At 69.4% G+C, this 24767-nt stretch carries 21 protein-coding genes; 10 read left to right on the forward strand and 11 right to left on the reverse strand.

Annotated features, from left to right (window positions below; genetic code table 11):
* Positions 1-145: 145 nt before the first annotated feature.
* On the reverse strand, positions 146-646 hold the full coding sequence (locus FHX42_RS13915; RefSeq protein WP_182544680.1) for a hypothetical protein: 501 nt from the start codon (positions 644-646) through the stop codon (positions 146-148).
* Positions 647-1163: 517 nt separating this feature from the next.
* Here FHX42_RS13915 and FHX42_RS13920 point away from each other — a divergent pair.
* Genes FHX42_RS13920 through FHX42_RS13930 form a run of 3 tightly spaced genes read left to right on the forward strand, consistent with a single transcriptional unit; the run spans position 1164 to position 3103 of the window.
* The gene (locus tag FHX42_RS13920) at positions 1164-1829 is read left to right on the forward strand and encodes a hypothetical protein (protein ID WP_182544681.1); all 666 of its coding nucleotides are present in this window, start codon (positions 1164-1166) and stop codon (positions 1827-1829) included.
* Between the two features lie 27 nt (positions 1830-1856).
* Positions 1857-2441 (forward strand): hypothetical protein, encoded by a 585-nt coding sequence (locus FHX42_RS13925; protein ID WP_182544682.1) that lies wholly within the window; start codon positions 1857-1859, stop codon positions 2439-2441.
* Positions 2438-3103, forward strand: a complete 666-nt coding sequence (locus FHX42_RS13930; RefSeq protein WP_182544683.1) for a YaaA family protein — start codon at positions 2438-2440, stop codon at positions 3101-3103. The genes FHX42_RS13925 and FHX42_RS13930 overlap by 4 nt, the downstream gene beginning before the upstream one ends.
* A gap of 35 nt (positions 3104-3138) precedes the next feature.
* Here the strand turns inward: FHX42_RS13930 and FHX42_RS26645 are convergent, their stop codons facing one another.
* Together FHX42_RS26645 and FHX42_RS13940 are read right to left on the reverse strand one after the other, a co-directional pair.
* Positions 3139-3801 carry a TetR/AcrR family transcriptional regulator gene (locus FHX42_RS26645; RefSeq protein ID WP_220480262.1) on the reverse strand — a complete coding sequence of 221 codons (663 nt, stop codon included), beginning with the start codon at positions 3799-3801 and terminating at the stop codon, positions 3139-3141.
* A 327-nt stretch (positions 3802-4128) separates the two neighbouring features.
* Positions 4129-4833 carry a DUF5710 domain-containing protein gene (locus FHX42_RS13940; protein WP_182544684.1) on the reverse strand — a complete coding sequence of 235 codons (705 nt, stop codon included), beginning with the start codon at positions 4831-4833 and terminating at the stop codon, positions 4129-4131.
* Positions 4834-4965: 132 nt separating this feature from the next.
* On the opposite strand from FHX42_RS13940, the gene FHX42_RS13945 reads away from it, so the two are divergent.
* The 5 genes from FHX42_RS13945 (at position 4966) to FHX42_RS13965 (ending at position 9726) form a co-directional block, all read left to right on the forward strand.
* Positions 4966-5742: an exonuclease domain-containing protein gene (locus FHX42_RS13945; protein ID WP_182544685.1), complete on the forward strand. Its 777-nt coding sequence runs from the start codon at positions 4966-4968 to the stop codon at positions 5740-5742.
* A gap of 159 nt (positions 5743-5901) precedes the next feature.
* Complete coding sequence (locus FHX42_RS13950; protein WP_182544686.1) at positions 5902-6381, forward strand: hypothetical protein; 480 nt, start codon at positions 5902-5904, stop codon at positions 6379-6381.
* Between the two features lie 300 nt (positions 6382-6681).
* A complete protein-coding gene (locus tag FHX42_RS13955) occupies positions 6682-7344 on the forward strand; it encodes a TMEM165/GDT1 family protein (protein WP_328796112.1) in 663 nt (220 codons plus the stop codon).
* A gap of 116 nt (positions 7345-7460) precedes the next feature.
* Positions 7461-8606 carry a galactonate dehydratase gene (gene dgoD, locus FHX42_RS13960; protein WP_182544687.1) on the forward strand — a complete coding sequence of 382 codons (1146 nt, stop codon included), beginning with the start codon at positions 7461-7463 and terminating at the stop codon, positions 8604-8606.
* A 67-nt stretch (positions 8607-8673) separates the two neighbouring features.
* Positions 8674-9726 (forward strand): saccharopine dehydrogenase family protein, encoded by a 1053-nt coding sequence (locus FHX42_RS13965; RefSeq protein ID WP_182544688.1) that lies wholly within the window; start codon positions 8674-8676, stop codon positions 9724-9726.
* A 70-nt stretch (positions 9727-9796) separates the two neighbouring features.
* On the opposite strand, the gene FHX42_RS27430 is transcribed toward FHX42_RS13965, so the two are convergent.
* Positions 9797-11035, reverse strand: coding sequence for a sensor histidine kinase (locus FHX42_RS27430; RefSeq protein WP_182544689.1), 1239 nt, complete (start codon positions 11033-11035; stop codon positions 9797-9799).
* A 175-nt stretch (positions 11036-11210) separates the two neighbouring features.
* Between FHX42_RS27430 and FHX42_RS13975 the strand changes: the two genes are divergently transcribed.
* Complete coding sequence (locus FHX42_RS13975) at positions 11211-12485, forward strand: DUF418 domain-containing protein (protein WP_328796113.1); 1275 nt, start codon at positions 11211-11213, stop codon at positions 12483-12485.
* Between the two features lie 26 nt (positions 12486-12511).
* Here FHX42_RS13975 and FHX42_RS13980 read toward each other — a convergent pair whose 3' ends face one another.
* From FHX42_RS13980 to FHX42_RS13995, 4 genes are read right to left on the reverse strand one after another with little or no spacing between them, the layout of a single operon-like run.
* Positions 12512-13780 carry a TIGR02679 family protein gene (locus tag FHX42_RS13980; RefSeq protein ID WP_182544691.1) on the reverse strand — a complete coding sequence of 423 codons (1269 nt, stop codon included), beginning with the start codon at positions 13778-13780 and terminating at the stop codon, positions 12512-12514.
* Entirely contained in the window at positions 13777-17892 is a 4116-nt protein-coding gene (locus FHX42_RS13985; protein ID WP_182544692.1) for a TIGR02680 family protein, read from the reverse strand. Before FHX42_RS13985 ends, FHX42_RS13980 begins: the two co-directional genes overlap by 4 nt.
* Positions 17893-17894: 2 nt before the next feature.
* Positions 17895-19127, reverse strand: a complete 1233-nt coding sequence (locus FHX42_RS13990; protein ID WP_182544693.1) for a TIGR02678 family protein — start codon at positions 19125-19127, stop codon at positions 17895-17897.
* A complete protein-coding gene (locus FHX42_RS13995) occupies positions 19124-20653 on the reverse strand; it encodes a TIGR02677 family protein (protein WP_328796114.1) in 1530 nt (509 codons plus the stop codon). Before FHX42_RS13995 ends, FHX42_RS13990 begins: the two co-directional genes overlap by 4 nt.
* Before the next feature lie 124 nt (positions 20654-20777).
* On the opposite strand from FHX42_RS13995, the gene FHX42_RS14000 reads away from it, so the two are divergent.
* Positions 20778-21725, forward strand: a complete 948-nt coding sequence (locus FHX42_RS14000) for a cobalamin biosynthesis protein (protein WP_182544694.1) — start codon at positions 20778-20780, stop codon at positions 21723-21725.
* Between the two features lie 10 nt (positions 21726-21735).
* On the opposite strand, the gene FHX42_RS14005 is transcribed toward FHX42_RS14000, so the two are convergent.
* From FHX42_RS14005 to FHX42_RS14015, 3 genes are all read right to left on the reverse strand, one after another.
* Positions 21736-22617 carry an SURF1 family cytochrome oxidase biogenesis protein gene (locus FHX42_RS14005; RefSeq protein ID WP_182544695.1) on the reverse strand — a complete coding sequence of 294 codons (882 nt, stop codon included), beginning with the start codon at positions 22615-22617 and terminating at the stop codon, positions 21736-21738.
* Positions 22618-23391: 774 nt separating this feature from the next.
* Positions 23392-24279 carry a fructosamine kinase family protein gene (locus FHX42_RS14010; protein WP_182544696.1) on the reverse strand — a complete coding sequence of 296 codons (888 nt, stop codon included), beginning with the start codon at positions 24277-24279 and terminating at the stop codon, positions 23392-23394.
* Positions 24280-24287: 8 nt separating this feature from the next.
* Positions 24288-24764, reverse strand: coding sequence for a low molecular weight protein-tyrosine-phosphatase (locus tag FHX42_RS14015; RefSeq protein WP_182544697.1), 477 nt, complete (start codon positions 24762-24764; stop codon positions 24288-24290).
* Positions 24765-24767 lie beyond the last annotated feature (3 nt).

A 24767-nucleotide genomic window follows, 5' to 3' on the forward strand; every position in this document is an offset into this window, starting at 1 on the left:
CCGGCAGCAGAGCCGGGATGAGCGCGATCCCGCCGGGGTAGCAAGCTGCCTCAGACGTCGTGCACCGCGCCGCAGGGCTTGTCGATCATCGAGCACGGGCGCATTGTGCCTGGACGGACCGCATCAGCGGGCCGTATCGGTCGAATCACCGTCGTAGCTGCGAAACCCGCCGATTACCTTCGCCGCCGCCGAGAAAGCCGATGCCGCCGCACAGCAGGCCAAAGCGAAAGCCAGCACCCCGATCGCCCACGCCCCCGACGATCCGGCCGCCGCGCACGCGGCCAACAAGCAGGCAGAAGCCAACGCCAACGCCGCCGCGCAGGCCAGCCAGAACGCGGAAGAAGCTTGGGCCCGCGTCGACGACATCCGCCGCAAGGCCAAGGACCTGCAGGACCGGTGGGAAGACGACGCCCGGACTGTCAAGAGCAAGCTCAACGACGCCACCAGCGTCGCACCGGGCTTCTGGGACGCCGTCGGCGACACGTTCTCCGACATGGGCAACTGGGTCGTCGACCACCTCGGCGAGATCGGCGACGGAGCCGGCATGATCGCCGCGGTCGCCGGAACGCTGTCGTTCATCCCCGGCGTCAACTTCATTACGGGACCGATCATCCTCGTCACCGGCGGAGTCGCCCTGGCGGCCCACGGCAGTGAAATGGCCGTCGAGGATAAGTGGACCAGTCTGAACGCCTGGGTCGGCCTGGGCACCGACGCACTCGGCATGCTCCCGGTCGTGGGGCCGAGGGCCAAGGGCGGAACTGCTGCTACGGAGGCACTGCACGTGGCCGACGGACTGGTCGACGCCGGTCGAGTGGGTGCCAAGACTTTCGCCGACGAGGCGTCGAACGCGGTGACCAAGATGGCAGAGCCCGCTGATGTGGCCAAGGCTTTTGGAAACAAGGTAGCTAGCACTACCGAGGGAGCCGACACGGTCGCGAAGGTGGAATCAGGGCACTTTCAACGTGGGCACTCAGGTCCCGGTCGCTGCCGACCTGGCGATCGGAAACGAAACCACGGGAAACATCAAGGACGGGACGGGGTACGCCGCCCTGGGAGGCACAGGGGCTCAAACTTACGGTGACTGGCGGAGAAACATGAGACCGATTGGCGAGATGGGCGGATCCATCGCGAACTTCGCGAAAGCACTAGGGTAAGAGACGACCATGAGTTCCACGGAAACAACAGACGCATCCGATCATTTTCCGCTTGCTTCCTCGCTGCACTCGGGGGTCGAATCGATTGATCTTGCGGGGAGCTCGCAGGAACGAGCTGAGAAGCTGCTGGAATCGTTGCAACGCAACATGCCTGGATTGAGTGGCGAACAGCTCCTGCGCGTCATCATGGCCAATGAGCACTCGGGGCGGCGGATGGCCGAGGAAGGTGTGATCTACGCGGCCAACTTCGTCGGTCGCTCCGCACAAGATCCCACGGCGGCCACTACGGCACAGTTCACAGTATTGGTCCGTCACGCGGAGCTGAAAGCCTCCCAGCCGCTTACGGTGCTGGCCGAGGAGCTCCGCGGACAAACAGGGCGGGAAGTCGACTTCGTGGACCTGACCGTCGGTCGCTGCCTTGCCGTCGTCCAAGAGGATCAGGCCGAGCTGGAGGTCAACCTCACCGGTGCGGAGTCACAGGAAACTCGTCGCAGCCGCCAGTTCCAGCTCATCGTGCCAATGGCCAACCGTAATCAGTTGGCCATCTTCGCCCTGGCCACCGAATTCCTGTGGGACTGGGACGACTACGGCGCCATGATGGCCGAAATCTGCCAAACCATCTCCTGGAGCGAGACGCAGCGCCGCTCGATCGCCTCCAAACTGGAAGGACTGTGACAACAGTGGGTGCCAGGTGACTCATGCATGATATTTTACTACATGTTCATCGCGGTTTTCGGAGTTTTTGTCGTCGTTTTCCTGTCCGTCGGAATTTTTGCCATAGCTCAGAATCGACTTCAGCCGCTTGAAAAGCGCCTGGATCGGGCTCGCCGGGACTTGCTGAAGAAGGAAACGAAAGCGGGCGCGTCGGAGTTGCGTTCCGGCGCGTACTCGAAGGTGACCCCGGAGATGCTGCGCGATATCGCAAATTCCGAAGGGTTCTGTTTCGTGGACGAGCTCGAGCGCTCTCTCAACTTTCAGAGATCAGTCGTGCAGTCCGGTGGCGAAAAATCGGGAACCCTTCAGGGCAGTCGCAACGACATGGACAGGGCTCTCGGCTATAAGCGACACCAAGAGCATCTGGAGAATACCCTGAGCGAAGCGGCCGATGCGGCTGACCTGACCCTGCGTCGCGACGAGCTGGGGGCCTTGCCGAAGGCGGAGATCCTACGCACCGCTCAGGAGCACGGCTGGGCGTTTCGGGATGAGGAGATCACAGGCAACGAGTGGCGTCTGCTGTTCCGGCGGGAGAATCCTCGGGGCGAGGTGCGGGGGCCGGTGGCGACGTGACTGGGCAGGAGCGCTCGCCGGAGGCGGAGTTCCTGGCTCGGCTCGACGGACTGACCACCGACATCTCGGGAACGGCTCGGGTTTCGCTGGCGGAGATGCCCGGCCGGATGTCGCTGTCCCGCTACCGCGAGCTCGCCGCCACTCGCGGGGGGACCGTGGAGGGGATCTCACGCAGCGGGGGCTCGCTCCACTTCCAGGTCAAGCGCGCCAGGACGTCCGCAACGACACAGCGGCTCGGCCCGGAGTTCCTCAGCGGCCCCAGTCTCACCGAACTGCGCGACAGTCCCCCGGCGCGGGAAGAAGCGGCGCGGGTGCTGCGCGAGACCAGCGTGGACGTCCTCTCCGACGCGGTTCTCGACGCGGTGCGTGGTCGCCATCTCGCCTGGCGGCGCAAGGTCGTGCGGTTCGGTTGGCTCAGTGCGTTACCCGCGGTGTTCGCGTTCACCGGCTTCCTCGCCCCCGACCTGTGGCGCGATGGCCACACCGGCGCCGGAAACGTTCTCGCGATCGCGTCACTGGTGTCGGTCGTGCTCTTCGCGGTCTTGCTCCCGCTTCCCATCCGATTCGAGAAGTCCCGCAAGGCCGCCATCGGCGACTACAAGTCAGCCTACGAACGAGTCGTCTCCGCGGCACTCGTTCCCAGCGGCCGCTCGCGCGAATGACTCTGGCGCTGTCGTAGCCCCCCTCAGCAGACGCTTCATCGGTGCAGAGCCGAGGCCATGAGGTTGTCGGCCAGTCCGGAGGCGGCCTGTCGGTCGAGCGGGGCATGGCCGAGCAGGAGTCGGTACCACAGGACCCCGTATGCCTGGTCGACCGGAACGCCCAGGTCGACATCGGCGGCGATCTCGCCGCGCTGTTGCCCGCGCTCCAGGAGTTCGCGCAACTCCTCGCGCCGTGTCGCGGTGAAGTCCGCGACGGCTTCGGTCAGGTAGGAGCCCTGCTGGGCACCGGCCATGATCCGACGCAACATCCGCTGGTTGGCCGACTGCGCTGCTCCTGCGAAAGTATCGGCCAGGAACGTGGTCAGGTCCTCGTGCACCGTTCCGGTGTCGGGCACGCGGGCACGCGTGTGGGCTCGCCGGTTCATCGCCTCGGCCACGACGGCCCCTTTCGAGGGCCACCAGCGGTAGAGCGTTTGCTTACCGACTCCAGCGGCCTGGGCGATCGCCTCCATCGTGAGGTGCCGACCATCGCGCACCAAGCCCGTGCAGGCATTGAGGATCGTCTCGCGCGCAGCCTCGTCGCGCCGGTGAATATCGACGATACCGCCGCCGGCGGCATCGTCCTGACGACGTCCGGAGGACTCGTCCCACCGGGGCGCCGACGTGCCGGCCTGACCGCCCACTCCTTTACTCGTCACGTGCTCGGTCAGACCCGACAAATCCACACCGGCTGGCTCGAGAACGACCACGACCGGATCGGTTACGCGCCACACGCCCGGGGCGGTCATCGGCTCCCGCCCTCGCAGCTCGTCTACCGGCTGGCCGTGGGCTACGGAACTCGACGCGGACTCCGCACTCGCCGAGGGCACTGACCCCGGCTGTCGGTGCTGGTTCCCGCCCAGTTCGCGCGCTCGCCACAAGAAGCGCCTGCCGCGTCCGAGCGTCCGGTCGGTGCTGCGCGGCGTTCGGGCTGCTTCGATGAACCCGTACGGCCGGATCCGCAACGCCACGTTTCCGGTGACGTATCAGCGTTCGGCGTTCTTGCGGAGCTCCGTTTCGGCGACGGCGACTCGGGCGGCCTTGTCGGGCGGCGGCGCCACGGTCACTCCGGCGTCGGTGAGGAGGCGGAGGTCGAGGGACCACTGGTGTGCCGAGCGTCGTTCCCACAGAGCGAAGGCGCTCCGCACGTGTTCGGAGGCCTTCTCCTCGGACATGCCTGTCACCGCTCGCAGGTGTGCGAACGCGTGCTCGGCGTGACCGCGGACCCGGGCCAGCCCGAAGTGGGTGACCCGGTGGCAGTCGGTGCACAGGCAGATGAGGCGCCGCAACGCCTGTACTCGCTCCCGTTCGTCATAGTCCCACCGCTCGTGGACTTCCATCCAGAACCTGCTCGCACGGTCCTCCGCGCGGTCGCAGACCTCGCAGCGCTGCCCTGCTCGGCGCGTGACCACGCGACGCAGCCGTTCCCAGTCCTTGCCGGCGACGCAGGAACGCACGTTGGTGAACCAGCACGACGAGGGAACCGGATCGACGAAGAGCCCGGAACCGAACGAACGGTCCTCCCCGGGCAGCGGATCGGGGACGTCGGGAAGCGCCTCCCAGCGTCGCAGAGCGGTCATCCCCGGACGCGGGGCGTACCAGCGTTTCTCGGCAGGGTCCCATCGCGCTCCGTGACGCTTGGCCTCGTCCTTCTCGTGGAAGGACACGTCCAGCCAGGTTCGTCGGGTCATGATCCTCCTTCTCCCGCCGACCATGAGGAAATCACAGTTCCGCGGTGTTGTGGGACGAGCCGTCGTGATCACACCGGGTAACGCTTTCGCCGTGATTTTCCCGGTGCACCGCCCCGCGGTTACGGTCGGATCATGAACCCTTCCCCCGTGACATGGGCCGACGGTGCGCTCGCGGCCTTCGACGTGGAATCCACCGGGGTGGACACCGACAACGACCGGGTGGTGACGGCCACGGTGATCTCCATCGAGCCCGGCAGCCGGCCCGTGGTCCGGAGCTGGCTGGCCGATCCCGGTATGGAGATCCCGGAGCAGGCCACCGAGGTGCACGGCATCAGCACCGAGCACGCTCGCGAGCACGGTCGGGACGCGTCCACCGTCGTGGCCGAGATCGCCGAGGTGCTGGCCGAGGTGTGGACGGGGACGAGTCCGTTGTGCGCCTTCAACGCCAGTTTCGACCTGTCGTTGCTGTCCGCCGAACTCCGCCGTCACCACCAGCGGCCGCTGGACATCACCGGCCCGGTGGTCGATCCCATGTGCATCGACAAGCAGGTGGACCGCTTCCGCAAGGGCAAACGCACGCTCGGCGCACTGTGCGAGCACCATCGCGTGCGCCTCGACGACGCTCACAGCTCCGCTGGTGACTCGCTGGCCTGCGCTCGGCTGGCGTGGCGACTGGCCAAGGACTACCCCGAGCAGATCGGTACCGTCGATCCGGGCGAACTGCACGAGCAACAGCGGGGCTGGTACCGCACGCAGCAACTCGGTTTCGCCGACTACCTCGATCGCCTGGCCACGGGGAAGGACGATCAGCACGAGGTCGAACAACTTCGCCGACGGGCCACCGACGTGCGTTCGGCCGCCGACGACTGGCCACTGCGCACCACCGCCTCGGAGCTCGCCTTCGACTGACGACGGCCGGCGGATCCGAACTCCGGAGGGAAGTGAGTGCGCGGCTACCCTCCTCCAGCACGGTCGTCGCTCGGTGGCGGCGGAAAAACCTGCCGACACGCGTGCGTCGGCGGGTGCTTGACGCCGGGGTCGGCGGACCGGCCGCTTTAGCGTCGGTGTATGGACTTTCGCGATGAGCTCCGAGTCGGAGAGCACACCTACAGCGTCCGGGCCGGCACCTCGGACTGCGCGGACCAACCCGCGTCGGTGGCGGTGGAGTTCACCGGCGCCGACGCCGACGGCCGGATCGTTGCCGAAGGCAACCTGTTGATGGCCGTGGAGGGCTTCGCTGATGCGGTGGCTTTCCTGACGCGCACTCTCGACGGTGCGGCCGCTCTGCACGGTGTTCGACCGACGGGCCTGAATACCGCGCGTGCTCGCTCGCGGCCCGCCAACGCGGGGCAGCCGTGGACCGAAGAACTTGACGAACGTCTGCGACAGCGCTGGATGGCCGCCGCGGAGACCTCCGGTGGTGAGCTGCTGGCCGAGCTGGCTCGGGACTTCGCCCGCACCCGGGGATCGATTCGTGCTCGGGTCGCCTACCTGGGATGCGACCCCGATGTGCCCGGGCGTGCCCGGACTACCGCGGATCAGCCTTGAAGCACGCGGAAACGAATGCCCGCTTCGGGGCGGGCGCACCCGTATTCGACGGTGCGGCGGTGGGAATTCGTCAGGAGTCCGGCAATTCGTGGCCAGCCATGACGAAAATTCGTATTACGGCGTGCCGAAACGATTGTTTGGAGGAAGCGCATTTCGGGATGCGAGTGTTGGACGGCACACGCTTATTGAACATCACCGAAAAAGGGGATAACGTCATGTGGCGAGAAGGGGAGTAGCCTGCAATCTCCTGCGTCGACACACTGGTGCCTGGTGGTACCCGGCCGGGAAGCCCTGTAATGGGTGGGCAAGACCTTCGACCAGGCCTACTACGCCGGGTCGAAGCGTCGTGTCTTCGTCTCCGGCGGCGACCGAAGGGCGACTCCAGTGCTGACCAGCATCGCGGTGAGTTCGACGGCGATTTTCGTCGCCGAACTCGGCGACAAGTCCCAGTTGATGGCGATGACCTTCGCCACCCGGTACCGGGCCTGGCAGGTGCTGCTCGGAATTACCGCGGCGACGACGGTCGTCCATGCGGGTTCGGTCGCGCTCGGTCTGGGAATGGGCAACCTGATACCCGCCGGGTGGGTCGGCCTGGTCGCGGGAGTGGCCTTTTTGGGATTCGCGGCCTGGACCGCTCGGGGGGACCGGCTCACGGACACGGAAAGGAACCGGGCCGCCCGGAGCACGGGTTCGGCCGTGCTGGCGGTGACGGCCGCCTTCTTTCTCGCCGAGCTGGGTGACAAGACGATGCTGGCGACCATCACCCTGGCCACCCAGCACGGGTGGTTGGGTACCTGGATCGGCTCCACCGTGGGCATGGTGCTGGCGGATGCTCTGGCGATCGGGGTCGGGCTGCTGTTCGGCAAGCATCTGCCGGAACGTCTCGTTCGCTACGGTGCCGCGTTTTTGTTCGCCGTGTTCGGTGTCTGGATGACGGTGGACGCGGTGCTGACGTTGGTGTGAGTTCGCTCGGCGGGGAGGTCGTGCGGGCACAGGAGGTCCTTGAGCGTCACCGCACGGCCGGATGATGTGCTGGAGACGTAGTTGGACCGCCACTAGTGCCCGCGATCGGAGAGACGATGAAGATCACCGGCTTGCAGACCTACCAGGTGCCGCCTCGCTGGCTGTTCCTGCGTGTCGAGACCGACGAGGGGGTGGTCGGCTGGGGCGAACCGGTCGTCGAGGGCCGTGCCGAGACCGTGCGGGCCGCGGTCGACGAGCTGGCCGACTACCTGATCGGCCAGGACCCGAGCCGGATCGAGGACCACTGGCAGGTTCTGAGCAAGGGTGGTTTCTATCGGGGCGGCCCGGTGCTGTCCAGCGCCGTGGCCGGTATCGATCAGGCGCTCTGGGACATCAAGGGCAAGGTTCACGGTGTACCGGTGCACGACCTGCTCGGCGGGCCGGTGCGGGACCGGATGAGGGTGTATTCCTGGATCGCCGGGGACGAACCGACGGCTGCCGCCGAACACGCCGCCCAGCGGGTGGACAGCGGCTTCACCGCGATGAAGATGAACGCCACCGGTCGGACGCGGGGACTGGAGAGCCACCGTGAGATCCGGGAGGCGGCCGAGCGGGTCGGCGCCGTGCGGGAGGCGATCGGTACCGACAACGATGTGGCGATCGACTTCCACGGGCGCGTGTCGCCCGCCGTGGCCAGGCAGCTGCTCCGGGAACTGGAGCCGTTGCACCCGATGTTCGTGGAGGAACCGGTGGTCCCGGAACTGTCCTTCGAGCTGGCGCGCCTCGGCGAGTTCACCACGATCCCCATCGCCACGGGGGAGCGCCTGTACTCGCGGTGGGACTTCCGGGAGGTGTTGGCCGGTGGCGTGGCCGTGGCCCAACCCGATCTCTCGCACGCCGGGGGAATCTCGGAGTGCCGACGGATCGCCTCGCTGGCCGAGATGTACGGGGTGAGCCTGGCGCCGCACTGCCCGCTCGGTCCGATCGCGCTGGCCGCGTCCCTGCAGGTCGACTTCGCCAGTCCGAACGCGGTCATCCAGGAAACCAGCCTGGGCATTCACTACAACAAGGGATCGGACGTGCTCGACTACCTCGTCGACACCTCGGTCTTCGACTACACCGGCGGTTTCGTCGAGCGCCTCACCGGTCCCGGCCTGGGGATCGAGATCGACGAGCAGGCCGTGCGGCGGGCTTCCGAGCAGGCCCACCGGTGGCGCAACCCGGTGTGGCGCAACGCCGACGGCTCCTTCGCCGAGTGGTGAGCCGCTACGGTCGTTCGCGCGACTACAGTGTTCACGGAAGCGTGATTCACTTCCGAGAAGGGGCGCCATGACGTGGATGCTCTATGGAGCCAGCGGCTACACCGGCAGGCTCGTCGCCGAGCTGGCCGCTCGGCGCGGCCAGCGGCCGGTCCTGGCCGGTCGTGATGCCGAGAAGGTGGCGAGCATCGCCATTCCGCTGGGTCTGGAGTACCGGACTTTCGACCTGGACCCCCGGGCGGTGGCCGCCGCGTTGGAGGACGTCGACGTCGTGGCGCACTGTGCCGGTCCGTTCTCGGCGACCTCGGCACCGATGGTCGACGGCTGCCTGCGTGCCGGTGCGCACTACGTGGACATCACCGGTGAGGTCGACGTGTTCGAGTCGGTCTTCGGCCGCCACGACCAAGCCCTGAACGCGGGTGTGACCCTGTTGCCCGGTGCGGGTTTCGACGTGGTGCCGACCGACTGCCTCGCGGCGCTGGCCGCGGCCGAGTTGCCGACGGCCACCCGCCTCGATTTGGCTTTCCGGGTCGGAGGCGGAATCAGTCCCGGGACCCTGAAGAGCGCGTGGGAGGGGATGGGCCTCGGGGGCCGGGTTCGCGTCGACGGGCACCTCCGGAACATTCCCGTCGCGGAGCGGGGCCGGGAGGTTCCTTTCCCCTCGGGGCGCTGCCGCGTGACCTCGCTGCCGTGGGGCGATCTCAGCACCGCCTATCGCAGCACCGGCATCGGAACCATCACGACGTTCGCCCGACTGCCCGGTCTGGACCGGGTCGGAACGCGGTCCTCCGGCTGGGCGCGCACGGTGCTGGGACGTCCCCTGCCCCAGCGCATCGGCAAGGCAGCGATCGGTGCGCTGGTTCGGGGGCCGGGGCGACGGAGCCGCTCCGACAGTTGGGTCGAGGTTTTCGCGGAGGTCGGGGATCCCGCGGGTCGAACGGTGCGCACCGCGCTCGTCGGACCCGACACCTACGACTTCACCGCCGACTCGGTGCTGCGTACTGTCGAGGCCTTGCTGGCCGGAGCGGCCACACCGGGGACGCACACTCCTTCGACCGCGTTCGGTGCCGACTTCGTCCGGCGCATGCACGGCGTCGAGATCGTCGAGCCCCACCACGGCTGAGGCAGCATCGGCCGGCGAGATGGGTCGTGGTCAGCGCGACCGGCTTCGTCGTCATCCGGACGAGAAGTCCTCAGTTCCGTGCTCCGGTGGGGAGCGTCGCCCGCACTCGATAACCCCCGTCGGAGAGGGGGCCGGCCGTGATGTCCCCGCTGACGAGCCCGATCCGTTCGCGCAGGCCGTCGAGTCCGTGGCCGCTGCTGGGCAGGGTTCGCTCGAACCCGTCGGCCGGGCGGGTGTTGGTGACCTCCACGCGCAGCCGCCCCGCTTCGTGCTTGATCAGCGCCTCGGCCTTTGAACCGCCCGCGTGCTTGTGCACGTTCGTCAGCGCTTCCTGCACAACCCGATATGCCGCGCGTTCGACCTGCTCCGACATCGGTTCGGGATCACCCTCGATGCTCAGCCCCACGTTCAGACCGGCCTCCCGCGATGCTTCGACCAGGGCCGGAATCCGTTCCACCTTCGGGGGTGAGGAAGAGGAACCAACCCTGGGCCCGCTCGCGTCGTGGGAGTGCAGCACTCCGAGCATCTGCCGGAGCTCCTGCATCGCCTGCTGCCCGACCCCCTCGATGACGCCGGCCGCCCGGGCCGCCTGCTCCCGGTCCTTGTGCACCACGGTCCGCAGCGCTCCGGCGTGCATCACGACCAGGCTCACCTGGTGCGCGACGACGTCGTGCATTTCCCGGGCGATGCGGGTGCGCTCCTCGCCCCGTGCGCGCTCCGCGATCAGGGCCTGCTCGCGCTCGGCACGCTCGGCGCGGTCGACCAGTCCCGTGAGATAGTCCCGTCGAGTGCGGGCGTACAACCCCGTGACCAGCGGAAGCAGCCACATGACTCCCAGCAGCACGACGATCTGAAACAAGCCCGACAGACCGTCGGCCTCGTTGGCATTCGTGTAGAACAGCAGGGCGATCATGTTCAGACCCGCGAAGCCCCACATCAGTCGGCGGTCGTGGCAGTAGGAGCCGAGGGCGTAGAGCGCGACCTGTGCGCCGAAATTGGACATACCCGTGAACATCGCGGCGGTGCTCACCACGAGCACGGCGACCGGGTAGTACCTCCGCGCCAGCAGCGCCAGGGGCGCCGTCGCAGCGACCACCACGCCCCACGGGAGCGGAAGCACGGCGCTGGCCGGGTTCTTGACCTCGGACAGCACCTGTGCCCACAGCACCAGCAGGGTCAGCACGACATCGGTCGCCCAGGCGGGCCACCAGGCCCGAATCCGTCCGAGCATCGACCCGGGCTCGTTTCGCCCTCCGGTCACGGCCTGCCGGTCGTGTCGCTCGTGATCGTCCGTTCGCGGGGTACGCACCGGCAACATCTTGTGTCACCCGTCAGCGGGGAGGGACGCAGGGGTGGGCCCACGGTCGTAGGCTCGCGGTAGGAGGGAGACCTCCGGGCCGCTGTCCGCCTCCTGCGCGGGTGCTACCGCAGATCACGACCTGTGGTCGATGCCGGTGCAGCCCTCCTCCGCCTACCTTGCGGTGGTGTCTGTCCATCAGGAGAACTCCGCCCCCGCGAGCTCTCGCGGTACCCCCGACCCCCACGCCGAGAGCTCTCGGAAATCCCGGCTGATCGGCGTTGACCTGGCACGGGGACTGGCCGTGCTCGGCATGTTCATCGCCCACATCGGGCCACTCCGGTTCGATCCGCACGCCGGTGGAGCGGCCGGGGTCCTGGCGACCCTCGGCGAAGGACACGCCTCGATCCTCTTCGCCACCCTGGCCGGAGTGTCCCTGGCGCTGCTCACCGGGGGAAGCGTCCCGCACGCGGGGCCGGACCTGCGAAGCGACCGGGTCCGGATCGCGGTGCGCGCCGTGCTCCTGTTCGTCCTCGGCATGGCCCTGACCCAGCTCGGAACGCCGATGATGGTGATCCTGTCCTTCTACGGCCTGTACTTCCTGCTCGCGCTGCCGGTGTTGCGACTTCGCCCGGTCGCGCTCGCGGTGATCGCCGCCGCGTGGGCGATCGCCAGCCCGCTGATCTCCTTCGTCGTCCGCATGCCCCTGAACACGAAGATCATCGGCGGCACGATCTCGTTCGGGGACCTCACGACGTTGCCGGAGGCCGGTTCCGCCGCACTGCGCCTGGTGCTGACCGGCGCCTACCCGGTGCTGACGTGGATGCCGTTCGTCCTCGCGGGCCTGGCGATCGGACGGCTCGACCTGCGCTCGACCGTCGTCCGGACGCGGATGTTGGGCACCGGTGTCGGCCTGGCGGTCCTCGGCTACGGTGGTTCCTGGCTCGCGCTGCACGTCTTCGGCGGTCTTCGTGCCCTGGAGCCGACGCTGGCCCGGCTGCGACCGCTGGCCGCGAAGATGGGCAGCTCCCCGCTCGAACTCGTGCAGGAGTCGAACTTCGGGGTGGTTCCCGCGAACAACCTCGCGAACCTGCTGCTCTCGGCACCCCATTCCGGTACCCCGTTCGAGATCGTGGGCTCAGCCGGGTGCGCGATCGCCGTGCTCGCGCTGTGCCTGTTCGTGGGACAACGGCTGCGTGGCGTGCTCGCCCCGTTGGCGGCCGTCGGCGCACTCGCGTTGACCGCCTACACCCTGCAGGGGGTCGCGATGAAGTTCGTGCTCACCGACGCCGCCGTTCCCCACTTCGGGGAGCACCCGTGGCTGCCGCTGACCGGGTTCGCGCTGGTGACCCTGGTCTGTTGCTGGTCGTGGCGGGAGCTGTTCGGCCGTGGCCCGCTGGAGTGGATCCTGCACGGGGCCTCGGTCGGGGGCTCGCGCGTTCTCGTGCGGAGCCGCTCCTGAGGAAGCGGAGCAGCGCCGGGCGGGGATCAGCCCAGACCGGTGCGGAGGTCGGTCAGGAGATCGTCGAGGACGGTCTCCTCCTCGACGGCGCGGCCGGCGCTGGCCATGAGCTCCGGGAGGTCCGGGTCCCACGGCGCCTCGGTCGCCTCCCCGGTCAGCACCGGTAGGTCCAGCCGCTCGGCCGAGGCGCGGTTGACCGCCTCGCGGTAGTCGTTCGCCGACATGCGCCAGGGAAGCACGCCGTGGTGGTCGTACAGCGACCGCGCGATCGTCAGTCCCGTCCAGTCCAGGTCGCCGTGGTAACGCAGGGCCGCTCCACTGTCGCCGAGGCGATTCAGCAACTCGGACACGGCCGTCGTCGGGTGTCCGTGGGTGCACACCATCGGGTGTCGGATCCCCGCCTCCACGGCGGCTTCCAGCACGCGCGGGGTCTCACAGACAGCGACCGCGGTGCCCGCCTCGACGAGCTGTCGCGGCGCGGCCCCCAGGTCCAGGTGAGTCAGGTGCACGGGCAGCCCGAGCTCCGTACGTCGCCGCGCGTTCCGTGACCACTCGTCCGTGCCGTCCAGCGGCAACGCCCAGCACAGCGCCGTGGCCGACACGGCGTCGAGCGTGACGCCGCAGAGTTCCCACAGCCTCCTGCGGTCGCGTTCGTTGCCGGGCGGCTCCACGTCGTGGGCGATCGCCGCCGCTCGCAGCACGACCCGAGCCAGCGCCCCGCCGTTGTCGAGGTGACGCGTCCCGCCACCGAAACGGGCGGCCAGCTCCGCCCGAGACCACCACGCTCGCGGAGTGCTCCCGGGGTCGAGCACCAGCTGGGCGAGTACCGCCGCCGACCGCTCGGCGATCCGGTCCAGCTCGTCCTCGGCGATCCGCCCGTACTGGCGCAGCCAGCTCGTCCAGGGCTGTGCCCATTCCCGCTCGGTCAGGCCCCACCGGTTCAGCGCCGCGTTCAGCGCTTCGCCGACGCGGTCGCGCTGCTCGGTGCGGGCCGACGACTCCCGCGATACCACGGGACGTTCGTGCAGGATCTCCAGCACCTGCTCCAACCCGAGTCCGGATCGGGTACTCGCCCGCAACGCGGCATCCAGCTTGGACACGTTGATGCGGGTTCCCTGGCCCCACATCGGCCGACCGTAGAGCTCTCCCACGGCCTGCCGGGTCTGCTCGTCCGGTAGTTCCAGCCGGAACGTCGCCGGGCGATCGGGAGCCTCCAGCGCTTCCCGCGCTCGTTGCCAGAGGCCGTTCAATAGGGAGGAGTCCCAGGCGGCCCGGATGTCCTCGGTCTCGTTCAATGTTCCGCCCGTTCCATGCTCCGGCCGTCCCACGTGGTGTGGGCGCAGGCGATCCCGTGCCCGCTGCGTGGCCGCAGCACGTTGTAGATGTGCATTCTCGGGATCTTGGGGGACACGCCCCAGCCGCTGGGCCAGGTGATCACCCAGTCCATGTCCAGGTCCACCAGCAATCCGAGCATTCGCGCGACGGTCGGGTCGTCCAGCCGTTCGAAGGCCTCGTCCAGCAGTACCAGTCGCAGCGGCCCCTGCTGTCCGTGGGCGATCGTGTCGTAGAAAGCCGAGGCCGCGGCGAACAGCGTCACGTAGGACACCAGCCGCGTCTCCCCGGAGGACAGTTGCCTCAATCGTCGCACGCGGGGTTTGCCTTCGGGGTCGGTGTCGCGCACTCGGACGGTGAAGTCGTACCAGCGGCGATAGTCCAGCGCGCGGCTGAGGATCTCCGCGTACCCGCCGGAGGCGCTGTCCCGCTCGGTCTCGATGAGATCGGTGAACACGCGCCGCAGCAGTGCGTCCTGTTCGTCGTCCCGCTCGGCGAACGGGGCGCGTACCAGGTCGATCGTTCGGCGCAGGTCGTCGTCCAGCGCGGCGGAGGGACGCCACTCCAGCCGTACGTGCACCCCCTGGCTGGAGTGCGCGCCATCGAGTACCTCGTTCATGCGCGTGCACAGGTCGTCGGCCACCGCGATCTGCTCGCGCAACCGCTCGACGAGGTCGCGGACCAGGTAGCCGGTGAAGACAGAGCGGTGGCGCTCGTCGAGGTAGCCGCGCTGTTCGGTGAGGCGCTCGGTCACGTCCCGGGCGGCCTCGGCGACGGGTTGCGGCCCCCGCTCACTGGTGACCGTGACGGTCATCAGCCCGTGTCGCTCAGCGGCGCTGATGTCGTAACCACCGCCGAGCGTCCGCTTCAGGACGTGGAGCTCGTCCTGGACCCGCGCCGCCGTCACCGCGGGGCGGCTGTCCGCGAGCACCAGGTCGGCGACCTCGGAGGGGTCGGAAGGTGCCGCGGTGGTGCTCACGGCCGACCACAGGCCCGGCACTCGCAATGCCTGCCGGAACGCTTCGGTGGCGGCTTCGGCCGAGCTCTCACGTTCGGCGAGCCGGGTGCGCTTGCCGTCCTCCTCGGTGGAGAGGCTGCCCTCGGTCACTCGCAGCTCGGTGACCGCTTCCCGCAACTGGGGAAGTCGTGCGCGCAGGTCCGCGTGCTCCCGCTCCAGCGCGGCGACCCTGTCGGCGGTCCGTTGGCTCTCGCCCCCCACGGTGGAGCGCAGCTCGGCCAGTGCGTCGGCTTTCTCCGCGTGGTCGTGACAGCACCGTTCGGCCCGGGTCTCGGCCGCGGCTCGATCGGTGACGGCGACGTCGTGGTGCAGCGACGTGCCGTGCAGCTCGGACAGCGTCGTCAGACACCGCCCCTCGAGGATGTCCCGCAACCCGTCGAGGGAGTCCCTCGCTTCGAACGCGGCGTGGTGCGCGGACTCCAACACCCTGGTTTCGGCGGAAAGACCGAGTTCCCCGGCCGCGCGGACGAGTTCGGAGCGCGCGGCCCGCAGCCGTTGTTCGGCCTGTTCGTGCTCCCACGTCAGCCGAGCGGCCTCGTTCTCGGCGGCGGCGGCGATCTCCGTGGCTGCCGACAGCCGGGCGTGCGCGGTCAGCAAGTCCCCGTCGTCGGGCAGGGATTCCACGTACCGCTCCAGGTCGGAAGCCTGCTCGGTGGCCGCGCTGTACCGCCGTTCGGCCTCGCCGACCTCGGAACGCAGCCGCGCCAGTTCCGTCTCCAGCTCCGCGATCCGACGCTTTCGGCCCGCCTCGCGCGCCTCGGCGCCCACGTACTCGGCCGTGCGCTTGTGCCACGTTCCGGACAGCACTCCCGTACGCCAGCTCCCGTCCGGAGCGACCGACAGGCCGGCCGAACCGTCGATCGGGACGGCCGCCAGGAGAGCGGCGACGCGCTCGGAAGAGACCGGGCAACCGGGTTCGGTCGCGGGAACGAGCAGTTCGTCGAGGCCGCGGGCACCGTGTCGATGGTCGGGAGCGGCCAGCAGTTCCTGAGTTCCCGGGGCGAGTGCGACTCCGTCGGCCGTGACCCAGGCGTTGAGCAGCCCGCTGGACTCCAGCGCGGCCTCCAGGCCCGCTCTGTCCTCCTCGGTCAACCCCGGGGCGAAGTCGACCAGCCGGTAGAACGCCGTCCCGTGGCCGTCACCGCGTTCGGCGGTGACCCACCAGGCCCTGGCCGGGGTGCGCTCGGTCCCCGCGCGCAGGGCGGAGAGCTCTTCCTCCCGACCACGACCGTGCGAGCGCAGCACGGCGAGTTCCTGCTCGATGTCGGTGGCTACCTGCCGGGCTCGGTGCAACCACGGTTGCGCCCACCGACGGACTTGGTCGCGGACTTGCCGGGCGATCGAGGGATCCTCGATCAGCTGTTCCGATCCGGGCGGATCGGGAACGGGTTCGTCCGGTGCGGTACTCGGCCGTCCCTCCGCCCAGGAACGGAAGTCCTCCAGCCAGGATCTGGCGGCCTCGGACAGTTCCTGCCGCGCCTGGTTGCGCCTGCCGACCGCGTCGGTGGCCGCAACCTTGGCCTGCTTGATCTGCTGGTGTACTTCCGCCACTCCCTCCAGCCGGGCGTCCAGGTCGAGCGCCTGCTGGTGAAGCGTCAACGTGTGCGCACCGCGCTCCCTGGCCGCCGTGGCAGCCTGCTCCGCAAGGGTGAGGGCCTCGTGGAACGCGGCCGTCGTTCCTTCGACGTCGACCTCGGGAGGAACCGGGCGCTCAACGGTGTCCGGTTCCGATTCCGGCGCGGTCCGTACCCGCTCCCATGCGACGGTGGGGTGTGCGGTGGGTACCTCGGGGAGTCGGGGAGTCGGGGAGTCGTCGAGGCCGGCCGTGTTCAGCTGCCGCTTCGCGTGCTGGGCGGCTCGTTCCGCTGCTTCGGTGTCCCCGGCCAGACGGCGCACCAGCCCGACCACCGCCTCCACCGAACGTTGTTCCTGGGCACGATTCCTGCTTGCGGTGTCCAAGGCGGCCACCATCGTGTCGTGGGCGTCGTCGACCAGCCGTTGCCGGTCGTACAGGCTCCCCGGATCGCTGTGCGCGCGCAGGGTACGCAGGCCGGAGTCGAGCTCGCTCTCCCGTTTTTCCGCTTCGGTGACGGCCTGCTCCGCTTCGGCGCGTTCCCGCTGCTTGTCGCTCAGGCGACAGCGCAGATCGTCCAGTTCCGCCCGCAGCTCGCGTACCCCGTCCTCGGCGGTGCGCATTGTCCGCGCGCGGTCGCGCAGCTCGGCGAGGGCGTAGTCGGAGTACGTGTCCAGGAACGTCTTCAGCGCGCCGTCGGCATCGGTCAGTCGGAGGATGTTGTCCCGGATGGACTCCAGGTCCTCGAAGGAGGAAGCCAGTCGCTCGATCAGCTCGGGGTCCGGGGGTGGCAGCGCCTCCGACAGGATCTGTTCGAGCTGGCCCTCCAGGATCTTCAGGCCGACCTCGGGATTGCGCAGAGTGCGCTGGAGGTGCAGCAGATCACCGTAGCGGGCGGCCGGTACGCCGTAGACCGTGGCGGCGATCCTGGCGCGGAAGGCCTGTTCGTCCAGGACGCAGTCGGCTCCGAGCGACTCGCGAAGCTGCGCGGGACCGAGCGGAACCTCACCCGCTCCGATCAGCTTCAGCCCGCCGTCGGTCCGGCGATCGGCGACCCGCTCGTCGGTGATGAACCGCCACGAGTCGCTGATCTGCTTGGAGTGCCCGGAGGCCTTGATCCCGACCCCGCACGTGAGGAACTCGTCGTCACCGTCGGCGTCGGTCCGGTGCAGTTCGATCCAGGCGTAGCCGATGCGGTTGGGTCCACCGGTGTACTCGTCGAGCATCAACCGGCGGAGGCTGACCGTGTCGAAACCCTTGGAGCCGATCTGGTGCAGGTCGCCGTCCAGGCACAGCGGTAGCAGCAGTTCCAGGGTGCGCGATTTACCGGCACCGTTGGCGCCCTGAAATACCGCCCTGCCCCCGTCGAGGGCGAAGGTCTGCTCGCCGTACTGCCAGATGTTGACGATGCCGCCGCGATGCAGCTTCCACCTGGTGGTTCCGTGCCCCTCCGATCGCGGTAGGAGACCGTCGGATCCGCTCACCGTCACCCCTCCAGTTCATCGAACAGCGACCACTCCGGCGGGGGCGGCGGTGCGTGGTCCTTGCCGGTGCTCGGGTTCGCGTCGGGACGCGGAACCCAGCGGTGGGCGGCCGGGCTGATCAGCCACGGGGCCTCCACCCCGTCATCCTGCCTGTTCACCATGCCGAGCCGGTGCAGCAGGGTCACCACCGAACGGGTCGGTTCCCCGGGTTCCTCGGTGGCCTGGCGCGACCACGCCGCGGGATAGGACTCGACCAGCTCACCGCACACGTCGTCGATGTCCTGCCAGCTCACGGCATGGCTGCCCGTCTCGGTCCTGCGACCGCGCTCCAGCAGCAGCGGCAGCGCCAGCAGTGCGATCCGGGCGACACTGCCAGGTCCGGGAAACACCACGTCGGTGAGGTAGTCGGTGGGATCTGTGACCGCCATCCCCTCCGAGCGGGTCTCGCCGACCAGACCGAAGTAGCGCTCCAGCACCCTCGACTCGGCGGCGTGACGACCGCGCAACCAGGTGGCTTGTTCGGCGGGCAGGTCGGCGTAGTGCACCACCGGATCCTCGACGAGCCTGCGGCGGACGGCGTGTTCGGTACCGAGCGACCCCGTGTCGGGGTGGTGGGCGGTGGCAGCCCGCCTGATCAGGTCCTCGGCATCGCCGGCCTCGGCTACGGGACCGGTCACGAGGTGGCCGAGCAGGTCGATGTCGACGGTGAGCAGCGCCTCCGTTCCGGGGTCGCCCGCCGAGGGTGCCACCGAGCCCTCGGTCTCGTCGAGCACTCCCAGGGCGACGAGCTGCCGAAGCGCCGCACTCAGCGCCCGGCGATCGGCTTGGTCGTCGCTGATCGAGATTCCCGCCTCCACGGCGGCGGTGCGGACATCACCGACCAGCCGGGACAGCAACACCTGCCGCCCGGCTCCGGTGAGTGCGGCCAGGGTCAGCGCGAAGTAGGCGTAGCCGCGCGGGGAGAGCGAGATCCCGCGTGTGGTGTCGGCGACGGGTCCGGGCTTGTAGAGCCGGGCGAAACCGCGCTGAATCACCACCCGGTAACCGAGCAGGACACCGAACAGCTCCCGCAGGACCTCACGATGCCGGTACACCAGCGGCAGCAGCTCCCCGTCCGGGCTGTCCGGCCGCAGCAGCGGGCGGCGCAGCAGCACCCGGGCGCACCGGACCACGTTCGCCGTCTCGATGTCCCCGAGGGCGTCGAAACCGGGGACGAGTGAGCCGTTTCCACTCATGGGTTCCCTCCGTCCAGGGCGAGCTGCGCGGCCGTGTCCTCGCCGTGGACCACGAGCACGGTGTCGGCCAGGGTCAGCGTTCCCGAGGAACCGCCGATCCGAGTGTGCTGCCCGGGTTCGCGCCGGACGGTGAGCCGGATCCGGTGCACCGGATCGACCACCGACCCCCGCTCCTCCTCCCGCTCACGCTGATCCATCGCCAGGGTCAGCAGCTCGCACAGCATCCCGAGCGCCTCGGCCGACAACCGGGTCTCGCTCAGCCGTGACCCCGCCGTCGTCAGCTCGGCCGCGGCGTCCCGGCGCCGCCGCTCCTGCTCGCGAGCATCGGTCAGCAACATCTCCTCGGTCAGGGGATCGTGCGGTACGCGCGAGGCACGCCCCCGCGCTCCGCGGTCCCCGCGACTACGCACGTTGATCGGGATGTCGAGCACCGGCCCGTCGCGCCAGGCGACCTCGTGGTTGTCGCTGTCGTGATCCGGCGCGGGCAGCAGGTGCCGGGCCGAGTACAGCCCGAACGCCGCCGCGTGCAGCCGGTGGGCGCTCTCGTCGTCGGCCTGGTCGAACCAGCGCGCCAGCTTGAGCAGTTCCCCGCGGTGGCCGGGTACCAGACCGCTGTCCGAGGTGGCCCGCTTCACGCTGGCCAGGAGGGAGCCGATGGCGTGGGCCGTGGCCTCGCGCAGCGCGCTGACCTGGCTCGGGCGTCCCGGGGAGTCCACGAACCACTCGGTGAGCTCCCGCCAGTCCGCTTCGCTGCGGCCCCGCGCGCGCTCGACCTCGGTGCCGAGCTGCTCGGCGGGTCCCAGCATCCGGAGCAGTTGCTCGCGTCGACCGGCCAGTTCCGTGAGCGAATCCGCGATCGTGGGCGTGTGGCGCAGGACGTCCTCGATGACCAGCTGGATGTACTCGACCAGCAGGTCCCGCAGACCGGAGATCTCCTCCGGGGCCGGCTGGTGGCGGGTGACGACCTGGCCCAGGTGAGCGTAGAAGTCGCGGACCGTGGCGGCGAGTTCGGCGTGCTGGAGGAAGACCGTGGTGACGCGCTCGGCCAGCCGCTCCCCGGAGGTCGGTTCCTCGTCGAGGATCGTGGTGATCTCGGAGAGTCCGCGCTCGATCGCCGGAAGCAGTTCCCGCGAGATCTCCCTGGCGCCCTCCGGAACCCGGAGCAGCGTGTCCACCTCGCGCTGTACCCGGATGGCGAGCTTGCTGACCTGGTAGCGCACGCTCCCGTGCTGGAACTCCGCGATGCTGGCCGCGGACGTCTCCCGCCTGCCGACCACGAGATTGCCCCACCGCACGAGCTGCTTGAGCCGGTCGAGAACGGTGTCGATCTCGGATTCACCCGGCTCGACGCGCCCCTCCCGCTCCGCTGTGGCCAGCGTCGCCGCGACCTCGCTCACCGAAAGCTCCGCCAACAGCGTCGACGTGAACAAGCGCATGATCACCAGGTAGGTCCGGTGTTCGGGTGCCTGGAGGTACGTGTACAGGTGCAGCCGCTGTTCGTCGGCGCCGCGATCGGGGACGGTCACGGTGGGCCACGATAACTCGCCGGGTCGCCACGCCCGGTCACATGTCGGGTGGCGACCGGATGAGCCGCCGGTCCCGGTAACGTTGCGTGCCGAAAGGTGCGACTGTCGTTCGGGGAGGTCACGGGTGAGTGCGGGGCGAGCTGTGGGGCTGCTACTCGGCGTGGCTGCCGATGCGGTGATCGGGGACCCTCGACGTGGTCACCCCGTCGCCGCCTTCGGCAAGGCCGCGCACACCGCGGAGCGGCTGCTGTACCGGGACAGCCGCCCCGCGGGGATGGTGCACACCGGGTTGCTCGTCGCGGGTACGGCGTCGCTGGGATTGGTCGCCGAGCGGCTGTCCCGGCGTGGTCCGGTCTCGCACGCGATCGTGACGGGCACGGTCACCTGGGTGGTACTGGGCGGTGCCTCGCTGGCCCGGGAGGGCACGGCGATGGCAGGTTGTCTGGACGCGGGTGAACTGGAGCCCGCGCGCCGCCGCCTGTGCAACTTGTGCGGCAGGGACACGACGAACCTGGGCTTGCAGGGGCTGGCACGTGCCAGCGTCGAGTCGGTGGCCGAGAACACCTCGGACGCGGTGGTGGCTCCGCTGGTGTGGGCGGCGGTGGCTGGGGTGCCGGGACTGGTCACGTACCGCGCCGTGAACACCCTCGACGCGATGGTCGGCAACCGTGGTCCCCGTTACCGCGACTTCGGCTGGTCCGCCGCCCGGCTCGACGACGTGGCCAACTTCGTCCCCTCCCGGATCGCCGCCGTGCTCACGTCCCTGTGCGCGCCCGTGGTGGGCGGATCGGCCGGTAGTGCCTGGCGAACCTGGCGACGGGACGCCGCGGCGCACCCGAGCCCCAACGCCGGCCAGATCGAGGCGGCCTTCGCCGGAGCACTTCAGATCCGGTTGGGAGGGCGGACGGACTACGGTCACGCCGTCGAGCAACGCCCCGTGCTGGGTGAGGGGCGCACGGCCGATGCCGGCGACGTCACCCGCAGCGTGGAGCTGTCCCGGGTGATCGGAGCGGTCAGCGGGGTGCTGGCTGCCACCGGAGCCGCGTTCTTCGGGGGGCGCCGCAAGCGCTGATCCGGCGCTCTCAGCCGTCGCGGGAGATCCCTTCCCGTTCCTGTCGCTCGTCCTCGGCGATGGCTTCGGCCACCGATACCCTGCGACGCGAGCGCCGCTCGGGTGTGGTACGGCTCGGAGTCGAACCGTTCGGGGAGCCGGAGGATCCCGGGGAACCGGAGGAGCCGGGGGGCCGGACCTCGGTGTAGACGAAGTAGCCGAGCGCCAACGGTGCCATGGTTCCGAACGCGATCCACTGCAGCGCGTAGGAGAAGTACGGACCGGACTCCAGTCGTGGCAGCGGAAGCGCCGAGGTCACACCGGGCTGCCCCTCGACCAGCGCGAAGTAGCCGGGGCTCAGTCGCATGCCGGCACCCTCGCCGACCGTGCGCGAGTTGACGGCGTAGGTCCAGCGATGCCCGTCGTGCCGGAAGGTGGGCCGCTGTTCGGAGTCGATCTCGTTCGTGCGGATTCGCGCGCGGACCGTGACGTGGCCGGTGGGGGGAGCGGGGTAGTCCGGCGCGCGGGTGCCCTGCACCGGCCGGACGTAGCCGCGGTCGACCAGCACGGTCCGGCCGTCGTCGAGGCGGAACGGGGTCAGCACCTCGAACGCGGGCTCTCCCAGAACCGTGCGTTGCCACGCCAGGGTCTCGCCCGTGGGCAGGTAGTGCCCGCTGAAAGTGACCTTCATCCACTCGGTGGCGACGGTGGGTTCGCTGCCCGGGGGGAGCACCTGCCGCATCGGTCGCGCCGAGGCGTGCATCGACTCGCGAATGGCATCGTTGCGTGCCTGCGTCTCGGCGTTGCGGCTGAACTGCCACGGCGCCAACACCGTGAAACACACCGCCGAGAACACACCGACCAGCAGAATCAGGGCGATCCAACCGGGTCGCAGCAGGAACTTCAAGCGCACCCTTCCACCGTAGGCCGAGTACCCGTCCCCGCACCGCCGGGGTTGTTTAACTGTTCGTGGTTGTGTGCTTGTGTGGGTCGAACCGTGTTAGTGCGTGCGCTGTCTCGGTGGGTGTTCGCGGCGCCGGGTGCGGGGCGCGGTGGGGTTGTTGTCGACGAAGGAGTTGCGGTAGCAGCGTTGTCACGCTGATTCCGGGGATGTCCGCTGCGTGGGGCGCGGTTCGCCTACGACTGGGGGCTTGGCTCGGGTGATGGTCGTGATGGATCAGCGCGTCGCGGGACGCACTTACGGGGTGGTGCGTATCCGCGAGTCGCCCCGCGAACTGGCGCGGCACGGGCAGCGCGGTACGGCTCGGGTCCGGTCGGCGACGGTGTCGTTTCGCCGTGGCGGTGGCGGGTGTCGTTGTCCGTCGAGATCGAGCGTTCCGAATCCACATCCGCCGACCGTGGCGGCGCGGTCGGTGTCGATCTCGGGGTGACGTCGCTGGTGGTGCTGTCGACCGGGGAGGTCATCGTCCACCCCGTCACCTGCGATCACTGCGGCTGCCGCGCTGATCCCGACCTCAACGCGGCCCGCGACCTCGCGGGCCTCGCGGAGTCCACGGCGAGTTGCGTCGGGACGGAAAACGAGCCCGCCGGAAACCCCCGTGAGACCAGCCCCGCTGGTACCGGGTACCGCCACGGGAAGACCCCACCCACCACCGGGTCGGGGTCAACGCCGCGCAGCAGTACGACGGCTCAGGAAGCGCACGTTTCCACGCACTTTCTGAACGGTCTACCCGAGGGCCGAGCGTGCCACGGTGACGGCCCTGGTCGCGTAACCGCGTCCGAACAACACGGCGTGCACCAGCAGCGGGAAGAGCTGGTGCAGGCCCACGCGGTCCCGCCAGCCCGGTGCCAGCGGGGCCACCTCCTCGTAGGCGCCCAGCACACGTTCCAGGTGCGGACAGCCGAACAGCTGCAGCATCGCCAGGTCGGTTTCCCGGTGCCCGCCGTGGGCGGCCGGATCGATCAGCCACGCCCGCGTTCCGGTGCCGTCGTCACCCCAGTGCACATTGCCGGTCCACAGGTCACCGTGCAGGCGGGCGGCCGGTTCGGCCGGCCCGGCCAGGTCGTCGATTCGCGCGCACACCTGCCCGATCACGGCGCTCTCGGCGGTGTCCATCACCCCCGAGTCCACGGCACGTCGCAGGTAGGGCTCGATGCGATGGGCGGCGTAGAAGGAGGGCCACTCCGCGACGGGTTCGTTGCGCATCGGCGCGAGTCCGATCCAGGCGTCGGTGGGTCCGCCCGGAGGCGGAGCACCGTGCGCGGGGGCGCCGGCCGCGTGCAACCGCGCCAGGCCGCGTCCGAGGTCCTCGGCGGCTTCCGGGGTGGGGGACGCGGACTCGACGTGCTCGGTGACCAGCCAGTGCTCGTCGTGACCGTGGACGGCGGGGACCGGCACGCTCGCCGGTTCGGCCAGCCAGTCCAGCGAGGCGGCTTCGGCCCGGAGCGCGCCCGGCATGTCGGCGGGAGCGGTCTTGGCGAACACCGTGGTGCCGTCATCGAACCGCACCTCGAACGCCTGCGCCGCGTCGCCCCCACCGAGCGGCCGGGCCCCGCTCGGTGTCCGGCCGGTGTGCTCGGCGACGGCGGAGAGTGCTTCGCTCGCCACGCTCATGGGGTCACCTACGCCGTCCTGTCCTCGGGGAGATGTTCGCGCACCCATTCCAGCACGCCCGGCACGGCGGCCTCGATCATGCCCAGCACGTCCTCGAAACCACGCGGTCCGCCGAAGTAGGGATCGGGAATCTCGGCCCAGACGTCCGAGGCGGGGTCGAAGGACCGCAGCAGGCGCGCCTTGTCGGCGTCGACGGCGCTGTCCCGTGCGACCCGCAGGTGACCGGCGTCCATGGCCAGCAGCAGGTCGGCCTCCAGCTGCTCCTCGCTGAGCTGCCCGGCCGTGTGTTCGGTGGGGTAGCCGTGTTCGGCGAGCGTCTTGCGGGCGCGCTCGTCGGCGTCCTGCCCGACGTGCCACGGTCCCGTTCCAGCGCTGGTCACCGTGACACGTTGGTCGAGTCCGGCACGGCGCAGGTGTTCGCCGAAGACCAGCGCGGCCATGGGGGACCGGCAGATGTTGCCGGTACAGAGGAAAACCACATGCACGGT

The sequence above is a fragment of the Halosaccharopolyspora lacisalsi genome (assembly GCF_014137975.1).
In the GTDB taxonomy this organism is placed as follows: domain Bacteria; phylum Actinomycetota; class Actinomycetes; order Mycobacteriales; family Pseudonocardiaceae; genus Halosaccharopolyspora; species Halosaccharopolyspora lacisalsi.